The organism is Streptomyces sp. NPDC047043 (assembly GCF_040644055.1).
Taxonomy (GTDB): Bacteria; Actinomycetota; Actinomycetes; order Streptomycetales; family Streptomycetaceae; genus Streptomyces.
Window position 1 is genome coordinate 50,994 of sequence record NZ_JBEYVO010000021.1, and the last position, 17,132, is coordinate 68,125.

The following is a 17,132-nucleotide window of genomic DNA, read 5'->3' on the forward strand; positions in this document are numbered from 1 at the left end:
GGGCGCGGGAACGGCTACGTCTCATCCCGCGCTCCGCAACAATCGTTTTGGGCGCCTGCTTCTGCCTCTGCTGAGGGTCGGGACCGGCCCCACGGGAGTTTCTTCCTCCGGTGGGCGTCGGACGCAGCGCTGCGCAGGAAGTACAGGGCGACCACTGACCGGGGCAGGCTGCGGCGCCCTCGGCGAGCGAGCCGGTCAGCCAGGGTTCATACCGCGCCGTGGGCTGCAATGGCCAGTGGTTCGTGGTTGGAGGCAGAAGAAGGTGCGCCGGCCTCCCCGCACCTGCGTCTGCTGCCACCGGAGGAAACCGGTCCCGCAAGCACACGAAGGCCTCGATCGCGGTTTGCGTACTCTGGCGTCATGCGCATGCGCCCCACTTTGAGCTGGACCCCCGCCGGAGCCCTGCCTCCCGGCACCACGGATCTGGGTCCGCTCGCCGACCTGCTGAGCGTCGGCGGTGTGCTGGTCATGAGCGGGGCGGGCCTCTCCACGGAGTCGGGCATCCCCGACTACCGCAGCGAGGGCGGGAGCCTGAGCCGGCACACCCCGATGACCTACCAGGACTTCACCGCCAGCACCCAGGCCAGGCGCCGGTACTGGGCGCGCAGCCACCTCGGCTGGCGCACCTTCGGCCGCGCCCGCCCCAACGCCGGGCACCGAGCGGTGGCCGCGTTCGCACGACGCGGACTGCTCTCTAGTGTGATCACCCAGAACGTCGACGGTCTGCACCAGGCCGCCGGCAGCGAAGGCGTCGTAGAACTCCACGGAAGCCTGGAACGGGTCCTCTGCCTTTCCTGCGGCGCCTCCAGCCCGCGCCGCGAACTCGCCCGCCGGCTGGAGGCGGCCAATCCAGGCTTCGCACCGGCGGCCGCCGCCATCAACCCGGACGGTGACGCCGACCTCACCGACGAACAGGTCGGCGACTTCCGCGTTCTTGCCTGCACGCTCTGCGGCGGCATCCTCAAGCCGGATGTGGTCTTCTTCGGCGAACCCGTTCCGCCGCGGCGGGTGGAGCACTGCCGCAGCCTGGTCCGTGAGGCGGCTTCGCTGCTGGTGCTGGGCTCCTCGCTGACGGTGATGTCCGGGCTCCGGTTCGTCCGCCAGGCAGCCCAGGCCGAAAAACCGGTACTGATCGTCAACCTGGACCCCACCCGGGGCGACCCGCACGCCCTCACCCGCGTCGCGCTTCCCCTGGGAACGGCCCTCACCACCGTGGCCGACCGGCTGGGTGTCCCCCTCGACGACCCGGCGACGACCTGACCGGCATCCGCCGCGCCGGCGGCTCTCCAGCTCACCGGCCCAATGAGTGGTGTGCATCGTGAATTCGCAGGTCACGGGTCTGGTGTGAGTGATGACTCGGGTACTCGCGCTGGTCGGTGGCCGATGACCATGGTGTAGATCATCGGGCGGGTCCGGCTCCGGCGGGATGCCGGGTTCGGCTGCGACCGCGACCGACCCCCGCCTACGATCCGTCAGCAGGTCGGCACGCTACGAGATCGCGGGGGCTGCGGGGATGCAGGAGCGGCAGTGGATCACCGCTCGCCGGAGCGAACTGGACGCCCTCGCCGAGGAGTTGGCCAAGCAGCTTCAGGAGGTCCAGGTCGAGCGGGACGAACTGGCGATCGCGCAACGGGTGTTGAACCACCTGGCCGAGCAGGCCCAGGCCGGCGCCGAGACTGTCGCTCCAGTATCGGCGAAGGTGGCCGGGCGGGCCCTTTCGCTCATCCCGCACCGCAGCGACGCGGCCGACGAGGGTGCGCTGCCCGGCGACTACCGCAAGATCTTGGCGATTGTGCGGGAGGCCGACGGCCCGGTGCAGGGCAGGGCGGTCGGCGAGCGGCTGGGGCTGGACGCGTCGGTGCGCGGCAAGCTGGAACCTTTGCGGGCGAAGATCACCAAGCTCGCCGACCGCGGCTGGCTACACAAGCGGGGCGACGGTCGGTTCACGGCACGTCCGTAGTCGCGCGGGGCGCGCCCGTAACTGACGGGCCCCCAACGGCAGTTGAGTTTGGTGTGAAGAAAGACAACAGTTCCGTCGAGGGCCCTGACGGCCTTGTTTACACCGCCCGCCTGCCGCTGTCGAGTGCCACCCTGAACTGGCTCGCCTGCCTGATACGCGGCCACCTCAAGAAGATCGGCTCGCGGTGGCGCGTCCTGCCTGCGGGGAAGATCGCCACCATCGTGCTGGCGGTGCTGCGCTGTGACCAGCGGCCCGGCGACCTGGCCGGCGGCAACGGAGTGCACCGCACCACGGTGACCCGGTGGGTGAGGGAGGTCGTCGGCCTGCTCGCCGCCCGCGCCCCACGCCTGGACCGGGCCCTGAAGAAGATCGCCCGAATGGGTGGCGGCATCGTACTGCTGGACGGATCGGCGATCCGTACCCGGCGCAGAACCGGGAAGGAGAACCGGAAGAACTATTCCGGCAAGAACAAGTGCCACGGCCTGCTCGTGATCGCCCTCACCGACGACCGGGGCCGACTTCTGTGGATCTCGGCGGCCCGCCCCGGGCGCACCTCGGAGATCACCGCCTGCCGACACGACAAGCTCACCCGGAAACTGCGGGAAGTCGGGCTCGGAGTCATCGCCGCCCTGGGATTCGTCGGCCTCGACGACGGCGGCCCCGACGCCGACCCGGCGGTGATCACCGGCTACAAGGCCGCCCGGAACCGGCCCCTGACGCGAGGCCAGAAGCTGTCCAACACGGCACTGGCGGCCGTCCGGGCACCCGTCGAACACGGCTTCGCCCACCTCAAGAACTGGCGCGTCCTCGGCAAGGTACGCACCGACCCCGCCTGGGCGACCGCCCTGGTCCGGGCCTTGCTGGTCCTCACGAACCGCGAAATCGCTCGATGACCGACGATCTTCACCAAAGTCACCCAGCGACCAGCATGAGCATCCTGATGGCCACGCACACCAGCCCCGCGACCAGCAACTTCAGCCTGCACACTTCTCACTGGTGAAGTGTAGGTATTCGGGGGTTGCAGTATTCGCCCGTGGGGTGAGCAGCCCCATAGCCCGGCCCGGGGGTCGAGCAATGAAAACTGGCGCCAAGAGGGCGTTTTCCTGCAACTCGCAGAGTATTGCAGCGAATTTTGGTGAGTGGCCGGGGAGCCGGGTGCGGCGCGCCCGGCCCTGATGCCGGGGCTGATCGTGGCCGGTTGTCGGACGTCGCCGATCGTCCTTGAGGTGGGTGGGGTGATCGGCGACGTCTTTGGCTCAGGCGGGGATGTTGGATTCCGTTCGCTGCTTCGTGCTGGTGGAGGTGGTTGGCGGGTTGGGGGCGGGGCGGCGCAGGGTCAGGGCGATTGCGACGCCGAGGAGGGTGAGGGCGGCGGCGGTGAATCCTGCGGTGCGCAGGCCGGGGACGAGATCCGGGCCCGTGGTGGTGTGGACGCCCGCGTTGGCGATGGCGACCAGGATCGCCAGGCCGACGGCGGAGCCGATCTGCTGGGTGGTGGAGGCCATGGCGGAGGCGATGCCCTGGTGGTGGGCGTCGACGCCGTTGGTGGCCGCGACGAACATCGCCGTCCAGGCGATGCCCTGGCCCAGGCTGAGCAGGATCACGCCGGGCAGCAGGATCGGGTAGCCGCCGTTGGGGGACATGGCGGCGGCGAGGACGGCCATGCCTGCGCCGCCGACGAGCAGGCCGGTGATGATCGTGGTGCGGGGGCCGAGCTTGCCGAGCAGTTTCTCGCTCAGCTTGGTGCCGGCCATGCCGATCAGCGCGGCGGGGATGAAGGCCAGGCCGGTGGCCAGGGCGCCGTAGCCTCGGACGTTTTGCAGGTAGACGGTGAAGAAGTAGTACTGGGCGCCGAAGGTGCCCATGAAGACGAAGGTGATGCCCATCGCGGCGACCAGGCTGCGGTTGCGGAACAGGCGCAGCGGCATCAACGGGTGGGTGGTGCGGGCCTCGATGAGCAGGAACAGTCCGATGAATAGTGCGCCACCGAGCAGGGCGATGAGGGTCTCGGCGGAGCCCCAGCCGGCTTCGGGGCCCTGTACGACGCCGAAGACGAGGGCGGTGAAGCCGATGGTGGCGGTCAGCGCGCCGGTCAGGTCGAAGCTGCGGCCGTGTTCGCGGGGAGCGTCGGCGGGGATGATGGCGAAGGCGGCCGCGGCGGCGCCCAGGGCGAGGGGGACGTTGACGTAGAAGACGGCTTCCCAGCCGAGGTAGTTGGTCAGGATGCCGCCCAGCAGGGAGCCGAGCGCGAGACCGACGGCTCCGGCGCCGCCCCAGATGGCGAGGGCCCGGTTGCGCTGGGCGCCCTCGGTGAAGGTGGTGGCGATCAGGGAGAGCGTGGCCGGCAGCAGGAGCGCACCGCCGAGGCCCTGGACGGCACGGGCGGCCACCAGCAGTCCTGGGTCGCCGGCGAGTCCGCCGGCCATGGAGGCCAGGCCGTACAGGGAGAGGGCGGTGACGAACATGCGGCGGTGGCCGAGGAGGTCGGCAGCCCGGCCGCCCAGCAGCAGGAAGCCTCCGAAGGCTACGGCGTAGCTGCTGACGACCCACTGGAGGTTCTGCGCGTCGAAGCCGACCTCGCGGCCGATCTCCGGAAGGGCGACGTAGACGATGTTGTAGTCGATGGCGCTGATGAACTGGGCGAACGCCAGGAGGGCCAGCAGCAGCCCGGTACCGCGCCGCGAGGAGGGGGACGACATGGCGATACACAACCTCTCTGAAGTAAGCGGTTGACCGCTTACATAATGGGTCAAAGAAAGGGGCCGCTCGGGAGCGGCCCAAGGATGCCGCCCGCTAGGCGCGCAGTGTGCGCACCCAGGGGGCGTCGACGGAGGTGGCGTCGATCGCCACCATGACGTTGCTGAGCAGGCCGTCGGCGAAGTAGCGGTGGATCTGCTCGTCCGAGGCGCCGGAGACGGCGCGGACGTACTCGACCTGCTTGGCGTAGCAGGCGCGGACCGCCTCGCCGATGGCCGGCTCGCTCGCGCTGCACTCCGCGTGCTTGAGGATCATGAGCACGTCCCGGTCCGCGATGACCTCGCCGTACGAGGCCGTCAGTGCCCGCAGGACCGCGTCCGGGTCGGTACTGTGCACCGACGCGGCCGCTGCCGCGGCACCCTCCCTGAGGCGCTCCGAGCAGTAGTCGACCAGGGCGGCGAACAGCGTCTGCTTGTCCTTGAAGAGCCGGTACAGGTAGCCCTGCGAGATGCCGGCGGCCTTGGCCACGTCCATCGTCGAGGTCCCGTAGTACCCGCGCTCGGCGAATGCCTTGATCGCCGTACGCATGACCGTGGCCCGGCGCTCCTCGGCTGTGGAGCGTTGCCGCATCCTCGTTTCCATATAAGCAATTAACCACTCACATATGGCGGCTGTCAAACGGGGCCGCCAGCGGCACCAACCCCGCTGGCGTACGCCTCGACCCATTCGCTGGGCCGCCATCGCCCACGCATCAGCGCCCGGATCGTTACCAGACGACCGGGCCGGTCTTGTCGAAGAAGCCGCCGGTCGGGCCGTCGGCGCCGATCGAGGCCATGCGGACGATGATCTCCGCGCCCTCCTCGACGGTGTGTGTGCCCGTGTGGCCGTTGAGGTCGGTGGCGGTGTAGCCGGGGTCGACGGCGTTGAACCGGATGGCGGGGAAAGCCTTGGCATACTGTGAGGTGATCATGACCAGCGCGGTCTTGGAGGAGTTGTAGTCCAACGCCATCACCTTGAACTCCACCCGGCTGGGGTCGGCGGTCGCCGCCAGCGAGCCCAGACCGCTGCTGACGTTGACGACGACCGGGGCGTCGCTCGCTTCCAGCAGGGGCAGGAAGGCGTGCGTGACGCGTACGACGCCGAAGACGTTCGTGTCGTACGTGGTCGCCATGTCGGCCCCGGTGACCTCGCCGACCGGCTTGCGCGCGCCCACGATCCCGGCGTTGTTGACCAGGACGTCGAGACGGCCGGCGTCCGCGCGGACGAATTCGGCGGCGGCTTTGACGGAGTCCTCGTCGGTGACGTCGAGCTGAACGAAGCGGGCGCCGAGCCTCTCGGCCGCCTCCCGACCGCGGTCTGCATCGCGTGCCCCGACATAGACGGTGTGCCCGGCCTCAGTCAGGCGGCGGGCGGTCTCGAAACCCAGGCCCTTGTTGGCTCCGGTGATCAATGTGGTGGTCATGTTTCACTCCGTGCTCGGTGGGGTGGTGACGCCTCCACCCTCCTGGCACCACGCACGGACAGGTAGTGCCCACCTCAGCCAGTGGACTGGCAGTACCAGGCTGTTCGGGCATCGCAGCGCGATACTGGGACGATGAGCGAATCCAGGGAACTGGGCAGGGCCCTGCACGGCTGGCGGGACCGGACCGCCCCCGCGACCGTCGGACTGCCCACGGGCGGGGTACGTCGAGCCGCCGGGCTGCGCCGCGAGGAACTGGCACAGCTCGCCGGCCTGTCGGTGGACTACCTCACCCGCCTTGAACAGGGCCGGGCCACCTCCCCGTCGGCGCAGGTCCTGTCCGCGCTGGCCCGCGCCCTGCGGCTGTCGGCAGCCGAGCGCGAATACCTCTATCGCCTCGCGGGCCAGCCGGCGCCCGGCCCCGGGCAGATATCGGCGCACATACCTCCAGGGGTGCGAAGGCTCCTCGACCAACTGGAGGGCTCACCGCTGAGCGTGCATGACGCCGCATGGAACCTGATCCTGTGGAACCCGTTGTGGGCTGCCCTGTTCGGAGACGCGTCCGCGCTGCGCGGACGCGAACGCAACATCGTCTGGCGGCACTTCGCCCGCCTGCCCAGCCGGGTCAGCCACACCCCCGAGCAGGAGGCCCGGTTCGAGGCGGCCGTGGTCGCCGATCTCAGGGCGGCCACCGCCCGCTACCCCGCCGATGCCGGCCTGCGCTCCCTGATCAAGGACCTGCGGGGCGTCAGCACCGACTTCGCACGCCTGTGGGACACGGGCATCGTGGGCATCCATGAGTCGGACACCAAGACCGTCCATCACCCCGATGTCGGCACCTTCACCTTCGACTGCGACGTGCTCGTAGCTCCCGGCAGCGATCTGCGCATCGTCGCCTATACCGCCGCTCCTGCCAGCAACGCTGCCGACCGGCTCAGGCTCCTCAACGTCATCGGCACCCAGGCCCTGACCGAAGACAGCACCCCGGGACAGCAGTCGGCGGTACCGGCCGGCCGTTCTGGTCGGTCGCTACCGCCGTTGTCGCTGCCGGGCGGCGAGGTACGGCGCCCAGCTGTTCCCGGCGGGTCTGTCCAGGCCAAGGGGTCTGTCCCGTAGTCGGTGGTGACGTCGGGTGTCCATCAGGGTCTGTACGGTCGGTCTCCCGGCCCTGCTCGGAACCGGATACTCAGCCCCCCGTTGCTGGGGAGCCTCGTCCTGGCCGCCGCCACTGTGTTGGGGCAGCGCACAGGGTCCGCTACCCGCACCGACTGGGCCACATGATCGAACCGTCCCGCCTGGCACGGAGCGTGTCGAGGGAGTCATGGCTCAGTGCTTCGAGATCGAGGACCAGGCGTCGCAGGAGGTGGGCGGCGGGACTTCGGCGCAGCCACTGCAGGACGCGGTAAGGGTTCTCCGCGTCGGCCAGTACGACGGCGAGGGGCTTAAGCGGCTGGGCCACGCTTGCGCCGTCTACGGAGAGTAGATCGGTCACGCGGGCGGCCAGGGTGCAACGTGAACAGCGGTGGCCGGAGTAGAGGTCCGCCGGCTCGTTGCAGGCCGAACATCGCTCGGTCGGTTCGTCGGGGAACGAGCACGCCTTGCACAGGAGGCTTTCCTCGGCTGTCTGGCCGATCAGAATGCGATGCCGACCGCACGAGGCGCACGGTGCAGGGGTCGACAGAGCTGCTCTGTAGCAGGAATCGCACACTGGGCCTCGCGGCCAGAAGACCTTGACCTTCCCGACTCGGCCGCACAGGGCACATGCGCACACTTCGCGAGGACGGCACGTGTCGCAGTGGAACGGGCCCCGGCCACCGTTGATGTGGTGGCCGCAACGGACCCTTTCACAGATGACGCAGGTCTTCTCGTGCCGCTGGTAGCACCGGTCGCAGGTGTCCGGCCTGGTGCCGTCGGCCCGGGCGACGATCGGAACGATCTGTCCGCAGACACCTCACAGGCGGGCAGGGCTGGAGTAGCAGCCGCCACATACCGGCCCGTCGGAGGTCAGCGCGTGGACCCGGCGTACCCGACCGCAACGGCAGCACGGCTGAAGATTCTTGGGAGCGCAGGTCTGACAGAGGCTGGTGCCGTCGGGAAGGCGCCGGTATGAGATCATCATCCGGCGGCAGTCGACGCATTCCTCCTTGGCGTCCGCCTCCCTGTTCCTGCACGGACTACAGATGCCGCCCTCCGGTCGGCGGGCGTAGTCGCCGGGCAGCGCACCCTCGTCGACCGCGTCGCTGCGGTGCGGGATGAGCAGGACCGCCCGCCCGGCCACCTTCGCCGATACCGGAGCGACAGCCCCGGCGTCGGCCCGGGCCTGCTCGGCCAGGCGGTTCAACACCCGCTCCGCGATCGCCAGCTCATCCCGCTCGGCCTGGACCTCCTGAAGCTGCTTGGCCAACTCCTCGGCGAGGGCGTCCAGTTCGCTCCGGCGGGCGGTGATCCACTGCCGCTCCTGCATCCCCGCAGCCCCCGCGATCTCGTAGCGTGCCCACCTGCTGACGGATCGTAGGCGGGGGTCGGTCGCGGTCGCAGCCGAACCCGGCATCCCGCCGGAGCCGGACCCGCCCGATGATCTACACCATGGTCATCGGCCACCGACCAGCGCGGGGCAGCCTTCGACTGTGTACGGGTGGTGCCCAGAAGGCCAGGACCTCCTGGGCACCACCCGCCCGTCGGTGTGCTGTCAGCGGGCCGTCATGCGTCCGTGGCCGTGACGTCCGAGGCGTACACGAGGGCGACCCGGTGGTTGTACTGGATGGTGTACATCGCCTTGGCGCCGGTGACGACCGTGCCGCTGGAGGGGAAGAAGTCGTCGGTGAGGGACGGCGCGCGGGTGGCGACGTAGGCCTGAGCGGCCGGGACGGAGTACATGCTCAGCGGGGCCTGTGTCGAGGGCGACAGGCCCGAGGGGTACTCGGCGGCGTCCGGGTAGCTGGAGCCGTACACCGCCACCGGGGAGGTGCCGGTCGCTGCGATCACCTTCACGCCGTGGGCCGGCGCGGTGTTGCAGCCGTCCGGGTTGTAGAACCACACCTTCGCGCCGCTGTACCAGATGGCGGTCCAGTCGCCGTCCTGCCCGGCGAGAACGAACTGCTGTCCCGCCGCCGCCGTGCTGCCCCAGTCGTTGATCCGGTCGGTGCCGGCCGCACCGGGGTGGATCGCCTGGTCCCCGAAGAGCGGGGCGGTGTCGCTGGGCTCGGTGCGCAGGTAGACGAAGTTCGACGGCTGCTGCGTCTCCGTGCACGCGGTGGTGGCGCCGGTCGGGTCGTCGGCGGGGCAGATCTGGACGGTCTGCAGGTTGTCGTCGAAGCGGGGGGCGATGGTGACTGCCGAGCCGACGGGACCGACGCCGTGCCGCCCGGTGTGCACGCCGAGCAGGCTCATGAAGTGGTTCCAGTCCCAGGACGGGCCCGGGTCCCAGTGCATGCCGGAGACGAGGGAGGACCTCGGCCCGGCGACGTTGTCGTGGCCGATGATGTGCTGCCGGTCCAGGGGTATGTCGAAGCGCGCGGCGAGGTATTTCACCAGCTCGGCCGTCGCCTCGTACTGCGCCTCGGTGTACCAGGTGGCACCGTGCGCGGCGTACCCCTCGTGCTCGATGCCCATCGAGTGCATGTTGGTGGAGTAGTTGCCGGCGTGGAAGGCGAGGTCCTTCGTGGGCAACATCTGCGTCACCGCGCCGTCGGAGGACCGCATGACGTAGTGCGCTGCTGCGCCGCCCGCCTGCTCGAAGGTGGTGATGGCGGCGTCGTACGAGCTCTCGGTGTCGTGGATGACGATGGTGTCGATCCGGATGCCGTTGGCGGGGCGGTTGGAGACCTGGCCGTTGGATGGCGACGCCGGGACGAAGGTGCAGGCGACGGTGGTGGGGCACTCGGTTTCGGTGTCCGCCGCGGACTTCAGGTGCAGTGCGGCCAGTTGGCCGGTGGCGGGGCGTACATCGCTGTCGGCCGCCAGGGACAGGCGTCGGCCGTCGGCGGTGGTGCGGTGGGCGCCCTTCTTCACCGTGGCGAACACGCGGTCGGCGAAGGCCTCGGCGCCCTGTCGCCGGGTGGACTGGCTGTAACGGGCCACGGCCGCGTACCAGTTGCCGGGGTCGGTGGAAAGGGAGCCGGTCGCAGCCTTCTGGTACGAGGCGAGCAGTGCCGCGCCGCCGCGGATGTTGGCCGACGGGTTGGTCCGCAATTCCTTCGCGGACAGGCCGGTCAGCTTCGCGGCGGCCTGGATGGTGTGCAGGGCCGGATCGGCGGCAAGCTTCGCCAACTCGGCGCGGCCTGCGGCGCCCGCGTCCCCGGCGGCCATCATGGCGGGGGTGACGTCCGTCAGGTGCAGCGGCCCGTAGCCGCCGTCGGTGCTGTGCTGCCCGGGGTGCGTGGCCCAGGCGGACTCCTGGTACGCCACCGCCAGCAGCACCTGGCGCGGGACGTGGTAGGCGTCGGCGGCTGCTGCGTACTCCTGTTGCAGAGTGGTCCCCGTGGGTGCGGCCTCACCGGTTGCCAGGGCCGGCACTTGCACGGCTGCCCCGCCCGCGACGGCGAGCGCGGCGAATGCGGCCAGCAGGGCCGGGCGGCGGCGCTTTGACGCGTGTCCGCGTCTGGTGTTGCTCGTGGTCATGAAGGGTCCTCGGACCTCAGAGAGATCAAATGGCCGAGTGGGCAGTGCATACGACGGGCATCGGTTCATCGACCGGGCCGGCACGCGCACGGCTCCGCAATCCACGCGGGGCCTCGTCCATCGGCGTCTGGGAAGTGGATGATCCCCCTCTGGGCGAACTGGCGTCAACTTCGCTTTGTGAAAGGGGACTTGAGCACCGGAGATGCGAAGCCCGGGCGGGCGCGAACCTCGAACAGAGCGGTGTGCGTCAGGTCGGCATGGCGTTCCTCGCCCATGGCGATCTCGCGCGGTCTCCGCGGCCGTCTCGATCCAGTCCGCCGTGGGTGACTGGCCGAAACCCATAGCCCGGCAGACGGCTCCGCGGGTCTCGTCCGGTGCCGTGCGCCAAGCCCTCGACTCGGTGACCGGGTCACGTCATGGAGTGCGCCGCTCGTCCCGGACGTCCTGTCCACGACTTCCCCGGCCGATTGTCAGTGACCGCCGCTAACGTTCCGCATGTCGTCGCACTGGCGCCGGGGCCTTCCGGCTGAACTGTGCGTTCTTCTTGCTGTCTTGACGCGGAAGGCGGGGATCGTGGGTTGGCTGTCGGCGGGTGACGGGTATGAAGTCGCCCTGGTGGAGGGGCGGGTGGCAGCACGCGCCACCGCGGGCCGGGCGGCGGGGCGGCAGTTGAAGTCGCTGCCGCGCGCGCTCAAGGACCATCCCGAGGTGGAGCGGCTGCGGCGGTTCGCCGAGTGGCTGGATCGGCACGCCGCGGCCTGCGTCGTGCAGGCCGACGCCTGGATGGTGTCGTCGCTGCCCGTGCCCACCGGTCTGCTGGCCCGCGTGTGGCCGGACGAGGCCTGGCAGTCCGCCCTGCGCGACCTGGCGGTCGTGGGCGACGACCCCGACGAGGTCGGTTTTCTGCGGGGCACCACCGAGGAAGGCGAACTGCGGGTGGTGAGCCTCGACGGCGAGACGATACGGCTGTCCCCGCGCACGGTGACTCTCCCCCACCCGGTGCTGCTGCCGGACCTGGAGGACATCCGGGAGTTCGCGGCGGAGTTGGGCATCGTCCAGCGCGTCGAGCAGATCCACCGGGCGACCTGGCAGCGCCCCGACGACCTCGATCCCAAGGCCACCGAGGTACGGGAGTTCACCGGTGGCTCGTTCCGCTCGCGCTTCGCCCTCGCCGCGCGCGCCAGTTCGCTGGGCTATCGCGTCTCCGGTGGCTACTCCACGGCCCGGGTGCGCGACGGCGGGCGCACCGTGGAGGCCTCCGTGTGGATCGGGGAGCCGTACTGGGAGGACACGGTGGAGACCGGCGGCCTCACCTGGCACGCCCACGACGGCCGTGCCCTGCCGTTGTGCGAGGTGGGTCCGGTGGCCTGGTCGGAGGGGATGCGGATGGCCGCGGCGCTGTACGCCGGGCGGGACATCGAGGAGGGCAAGGACGCATGAGCGGGGGGACGCAGGTGTCGTACGAGGAGATGCTGGCGGCGGGTGCGGTGTTGCCGCCGGACACGGAGGGGGCCGGTGAGCGGGCGGTGCCGCTGACGGCGCGCACCTACCGTCACCCGGGTCTCGGTGACCGCGTGGTGGTGCGGCTGGTCGCCGGTGAGCTGGGCGCGGCGGAGGATCTCGCCGCCGGGTTCCTCGGCATGGAGCAGGTCGCCGAACCCGCCGTGGTGGGGCTCGGGGCGCGCCAGTCGCTGGGCTTTCCCGAGTGGGTGCTGGTGCACCACCCCGAGGACGGGCACCACGCGCTGGGCGTCGTACCGGATCTGGAGCGGGTGGCTCGGCAGGTGAAGTCCCGGCCGAAGGCCGCCATGGACGCCTATCTGGAGCTCAGCGGTCGGCTGGCGGCCTCGGTGCCGCACTTTCTGCCCACCTTCTACGAGCAGGCGGGCCGGGTGTTCCTCGCCGAGGAGAACACCACCTACGCGGCCCAGTTGTTCACCCGGGCCCGCAAGGCCGAGGCGGAGCACGGGCTCGCCGTCGACGAGGACCGTCTGGACGCGGTGTTCCTGGAGTTCGCCCTGGCCGGCGCGCTGCCGGTGAAGGTGTTGTCGTCCTACGGCAGGGAGCTGGCCGCCCGGGTGCCGGCCGAGGAGGCGCTGCGCCGCTTCACGCGGCTGTGTCTGCGGCGTACCGCGGGCGGTCTGCCGCCGTCCGCTCAGATGGCGGGCGACCTGCGCAAGCTCGCCCGCGCCGCCGGGCAGGACGCCGATCGCGCCGAGCAGGAGTACCTGTCCGAGCTGCTCGGTCTGCCGGCCACGCTGCGTGCCGCGGCCGGCTGGTGGAAGGGGCACCGCGCAGCCCTGGTGGCGCTGGCCGCGCGTGAACGGCGGGTGCGTGGTGCCCTGTTGGACATGATCCCCGCGGGTCTCGACGACGAGATGCCTGCGCTGTGGCTACAGGTGCTGGAGGACTCCGGCGCCACGGCGGGGCTGTGGGACGTCTCCCTGTCCGAGGAGGAACGGCCGCGGGACGGTACGGCGGGTTGGCTGGAGCGCTTCCTGGCGTTCCGGGAGCAGGCCCGGTCCTGGCGCGGCTCGACCCGGATGCCTCAGCTGTATCCGCTCGTCGAACGGGCGGCGGACCGGCTGCGGGCCGAACTCGCCGCGTCCGGTGGCGCGTTGAAGGTGACCCACGACATCGACCTGATCGACCTGCTGCTGTCCCTGGACGTTCCGGTGGCCGCCCCGCAGCGGGACGACGCGCTGCTGCTGACGCACTGGGCGCTGGGCGAGGGGCATCGGGACCTGCTGCGCCTGGGCGCCGACGGCCGGTTCCGGGACGCCTTCCTGCGGGGCGCGGACCGGTTCGACGACGACGACCACGGGCTGCGGGCCATCCGGCTCCTGGCGGCTTCACCCGGCGGTCGGCCACTGCTGGCCGAGTGGGTACGCACGGTCGTGCAGCGGTTCACCGCGGTCGGTCTGCCCCAGCTGCCGGACGCGCTGGCCCGGCTGAAGTGGCTGCCCTCCGAGGCGCTGTCGCTCGCCGAGGCGGACGTACGCGAGGCCGTCGGCACCGACCTCGCGCCCCTGCTGGTGCGCACCCTGCGGGCCGGGCTCTTCGACGAACTCGGCTGGCCCGCCTGGGAGGACGCGGTGGCCTGCCTCGTCCCCACGGACCGGGTGGAGGACGTGATCGTCGCCGACGCCTGGCCTCACCTCGTCGTGTCCGGCGAGGCCCAGGCCCGCGTGATCGGCGCCGAAGGCACCCTGCTCACCCACGACCTGCGCATCCCCGCCGGCGACCGGCAGGCGGACCCCGGCTTCCACCATGTCGACGGCACCCTCCTCGTCTACTGGAACAGCCGCAACGACGGCCTGCGCGGCTACTGGCACACCCGCGCCGACCGCGTGGAGAGCCTGCAGGGTGCCCGGCACACCCGCGGCACCGAAATGGACTGGTACCGGGGCGACTTCCCCCTCACCCTGCCGCTGCCCGACGGCGGCCGCAGCACCGGTGGCGGCGTCCTGCACGCCGGGGACACCACCCTGCCCGAGGAGCGGCCGCTGCTCTTTGACGGCTCCTCCTACTGGGTGTGGCACGCCGCCTCCGAGGATCACGAGGCGCACGGCTGGTACGAGTACGACCCGGCCACCAACGAGCGCGGACGCATGAGCAGGCCCACCTTCCTCGCCGACGCACTGCGCGACGCCCCCGAGGGAAGCATGTTCGCCGGCGGCCGACTGCGCCCTTCCCCCACGGCCGGCCCCGCCCCGGCCTCGGCACCCGTGGACGGTCTGGTCGGCCTGCGGGTGGTGGAACTTCCCGACGGCTCCCGGCTCGCCGAGGATCTGGCCGGACACTCGCTCACCCTGCCGGCCGCGGTGGGCAGGCCGTTCGCGCTGGTGATGTTCCCCGGTGCCGAGCGCCCGAGCGCTGTGGTGCGCAACGGCTGGCAGATCGACCTGGTCGACGCGGACGGCGTCGTCACCGCCTGGGCGAAGACCGACCGCGCACCGGGTGTCTTCGGCGAGGGCACCCTGCTGCTGCCGCCGGGGCAGTACTGGGAGTGCCTGACGGCGCGTGACCCGGAGGGCTCCCAGGCACTGCGGCGCGTCGACCGGGACACCGCTGCCGCTCTGCTGACGGCCGCCGCCGACGACGCCCAGGAGGCGCTGCCCGACGCGATCCGTACGCTCCTGCCCCTCACCCATCCCGCGCTCCTGGCGGGTGTCGCCGGAGTCGTGCGCTACGCGGCGGCGCAGCAGGCCGTCCTGGACGCGGCGGCGGTCCGCCTCACCCGGGCCCTGGAAGGCAGCCTGGAGGACGAAGGTCCGGCCGGACCGGCGGACAGCGTGCTCCTCGACGCGATGAGCGGTCTGGGCGGGTCGAGCGGTTACTGGTGGAACCGCGACGACGAGACCGACACCGTCTTCCGTGCCGTACGCGTGCTCACTCAAGCCGCCGGCCTCACCGACGCCGCCGCACCGCAGCAGCCGGACGTCCGCCTCCATCTCGACGGTCCCGCGCTGCCGGCCGGGCAACCCGAGCTGGAGACCCTGCTCGAGCGGACGACCGCGCTGGCCTACCGGGCCGCAGCCTGCACCACGTCCGACGAGCACCGCGCGGCTCTGGGGCAACTGCTCGCCGGATTCGACCGGTTGGGGCTGGCGCAGGACGGCGAGCCCGGCCGCTGGCGCAAGGTGACGCTGCGGCTTGCGGCGTACCGGCTGCGCGTTCCCTCGGGCGAATGGCGGGAAGGTTCGTGGAGCGGGCTGCTGCCGCTGGCGGACGGCGCGTTCATCGCGGTCACCGGACGCCGGTCGCTGGATGACGACGACTGTGACTTCACCGGCCTCTTCCACGATCCGACGGGACGGTTCGACACGCCGCAGCCGTACGAAGTCCTGGCCTGCGAGCCGATCGGCCAGGACGGGCACCGGGGCCGACTTGGCGTCTTCCTCGCCGAGCTCGCCGGGCGCGGCCCGGCGCCGTGGTTCCCGCAAGCCGCCGAGGAGTTCGCCCGGCTCACCGGTGTCACCGAGACGATGGCCCGGCTCATCGTCGCCGGGCTGCCGCGCGTCGACGTCTACGAGCGCAGCTTCCTCACCGCCGAGGCCCGCACCCTCATCGGTGTGAAGGTCGCCCCGGCGGCGGTGGCCAAGGACGAACTGCGCGGCATCGACAGCGCCGTGCGTTCCGCGGTCGTGGCGGCGCTGCTGCCGGCCGACCCGGCCCGCCTGTGGGCCGAGGGGCCGGACGTGGCCGCGGCCGCGGCGGTGTGGAACGACAGGCTCGGAAAGCGGCCCTCCATACCCGAGGACCTGCTCAGCGACGCCGTCCGCGCGCTCAGACACACGCCGTGGCGGGTACGGGAGGCCCTGCCCGCGCTGCTGGACCCGTCCGCTGCCCCGCAGCTCAGCCGGGACCTGCGGTGGACGGTCCAGGGCGACCGGGTGCGGCCCGTCGGCGACGACACGGCCGGATTCACCGCACAGACCCTGGTCGGCTCGGTCGCCCTCGCCGCCTGGCTCGCCCACCGGCTGCCCGCCGGCGACCCGATCCGCGCCGCGCTGCCGCCCCTGCTCACCGCCGTGCGCCAACGGCTGGACGGCCCCGGGCTCATGCTCGACCTGGACCGGTACATCAGCCTCCCCGCGTTCCGGAAGACGGCGGGCACCCCGACCGAGACGGGCCCGGGCTTCGAGCGCTACGGCGCCGTCATCATGGCCACCCAGGACGACCAGCCGGCCCCGGGCATCCGGGTCGACCTGCTCGACGAGGCCGGTCAGGACCCCTACCTGCCCGCGGCCCGGGTCGACAACCAGCCCTACGCGGCCGAGGTGGCCCTGCGGCTGGTGCGCGACGCCCGTTTCGCGGCCCTCCTCGCCGATCCCGGCGAGCCGATCGCCGGCGGCCGGGACAAGGACGGCACGTGGTGGCCGCAGGATCCGGGCCGCTCCGTGCCCGAGCTGGTGACCGAGGCGGCCAAGGAGTACGGCCTCGGTGAAGACGCCGCCACGCTGTATCTGATGCTGCTCGCCATGCCGGACCCGACCGACCGCGCGACGGCCCGGTGGACGGGATGGAAGCCGGCCCGCCTCAAGGCCGCCCGCGCCGAACTGGCCGCCACCGACCTGGTCCTCGATGCCACCCGGACCAGAGCCGGGCGCTCGCTCTTCCTGCCCGGAGGCTGGGTCGAGCAGCCGGCCCCGCGCATTCCGCTGGAGCGCTGGAAGCTGCCGCTGTTCGAGGCGGCGGGCGCCGAGCACCCGTCGTTCGGCGTGATCGTGCCGACCGAACCGGTCGCGGACCTGTACCGCAGGGCCTGGCAGCGGGTCCGGGACGGCGACGCACCCCGGTTCGAGGAGCTGAGGGTGCGCCGGGGACGCCGCCGCTGACGAACGCCGGACAGGGGTGCCCCACGCAACCGGCACCCCTGCCACTCCCCCACGC

At 71.4% G+C, this 17,132-nt stretch carries 11 protein-coding genes and 1 pseudogene; 6 read left to right on the plus strand and 6 right to left on the minus strand.

All coding sequences use genetic code 11. From position 1 onward, the window contains the following. Nucleotides 1-360 precede the first annotated feature (360 nt). The 3 genes from ABZ880_RS30455 to ABZ880_RS30465 all read left to right on the plus strand — a co-directional run bounded on the left by ABZ880_RS30455 (nt 361) and on the right by ABZ880_RS30465 (nt 2,853). Nucleotides 361-1,260, plus strand: coding sequence for an NAD-dependent protein deacetylase (locus ABZ880_RS30455; RefSeq protein WP_361269095.1), 900 nt, complete (start codon nt 361-363; stop codon nt 1,258-1,260). Between the two features lie 253 nt (nt 1,261-1,513). Next, entirely contained in the window at nt 1,514-1,960 is a 447-nt protein-coding gene (locus tag ABZ880_RS30460) for a hypothetical protein (protein ID WP_361269098.1), read from the plus strand. 53 nt (nt 1,961-2,013) lie between these two features. After that, nucleotides 2,014-2,853: a transposase family protein gene (locus ABZ880_RS30465; protein ID WP_361269101.1), complete on the plus strand. Its 840-nt coding sequence runs from the start codon at nt 2,014-2,016 to the stop codon at nt 2,851-2,853. 363 nt (nt 2,854-3,216) lie between these two features. Here the strand turns inward: ABZ880_RS30465 and ABZ880_RS30470 are convergent, their stop codons facing one another. The 3 genes from ABZ880_RS30470 to ABZ880_RS30480 all read right to left on the minus strand — a co-directional run bounded on the left by ABZ880_RS30470 (nt 3,217) and on the right by ABZ880_RS30480 (nt 6,119). Beyond that, a complete protein-coding gene (locus tag ABZ880_RS30470) occupies nt 3,217-4,659 on the minus strand; it encodes an MFS transporter (RefSeq protein WP_361269104.1) in 1,443 nt (480 codons plus the stop codon). 94 nt (nt 4,660-4,753) lie between these two features. Beyond that, nucleotides 4,754-5,287 (minus strand): TetR/AcrR family transcriptional regulator, encoded by a 534-nt coding sequence (locus ABZ880_RS30475; RefSeq protein WP_361269106.1) that lies wholly within the window; start codon nt 5,285-5,287, stop codon nt 4,754-4,756. 136 nt (nt 5,288-5,423) lie between these two features. After that, on the minus strand, nt 5,424-6,119 hold the full coding sequence (locus tag ABZ880_RS30480; RefSeq protein ID WP_361269108.1) for an SDR family oxidoreductase: 696 nt from the start codon (nt 6,117-6,119) through the stop codon (nt 5,424-5,426). A gap of 132 nt (nt 6,120-6,251) precedes the next feature. Here ABZ880_RS30480 and ABZ880_RS30485 point away from each other — a divergent pair. After that, nucleotides 6,252-7,088: pseudogene (locus ABZ880_RS30485) on the plus strand (helix-turn-helix transcriptional regulator); the annotation flags it as partial. Between the two features lie 283 nt (nt 7,089-7,371). Here ABZ880_RS30485 and ABZ880_RS30490 read toward each other — a convergent pair. The 3 genes from ABZ880_RS30490 to ABZ880_RS30500 all read right to left on the minus strand — a co-directional run bounded on the left by ABZ880_RS30490 (nt 7,372) and on the right by ABZ880_RS30500 (nt 10,736). Further along, nucleotides 7,372-7,575, minus strand: a complete 204-nt coding sequence (locus tag ABZ880_RS30490; protein WP_361269111.1) for a hypothetical protein — start codon at nt 7,573-7,575, stop codon at nt 7,372-7,374. 492 nt (nt 7,576-8,067) lie between these two features. After that, complete coding sequence (locus tag ABZ880_RS30495; RefSeq protein WP_361269113.1) at nt 8,068-8,580, minus strand: hypothetical protein; 513 nt, start codon at nt 8,578-8,580, stop codon at nt 8,068-8,070. 236 nt (nt 8,581-8,816) lie between these two features. Further along, nucleotides 8,817-10,736, minus strand: coding sequence for an N-acetylmuramoyl-L-alanine amidase (locus tag ABZ880_RS30500; protein WP_361269116.1), 1,920 nt, complete (start codon nt 10,734-10,736; stop codon nt 8,817-8,819). A gap of 573 nt (nt 10,737-11,309) precedes the next feature. Here ABZ880_RS30500 and ABZ880_RS30505 point away from each other — a divergent pair. After that, the gene (locus ABZ880_RS30505) at nt 11,310-12,176 is read left to right on the plus strand and encodes a DUF4132 domain-containing protein (RefSeq protein ID WP_361269485.1); all 867 of its coding nucleotides are present in this window, start codon (nt 11,310-11,312) and stop codon (nt 12,174-12,176) included. Beyond that, nucleotides 12,173-17,077, plus strand: coding sequence for a DNA-binding protein (locus tag ABZ880_RS30510; RefSeq protein ID WP_361269119.1), 4,905 nt, complete (start codon nt 12,173-12,175; stop codon nt 17,075-17,077). The genes ABZ880_RS30505 and ABZ880_RS30510 overlap by 4 nt, the downstream gene beginning before the upstream one ends. Nucleotides 17,078-17,132 lie beyond the last annotated feature (55 nt).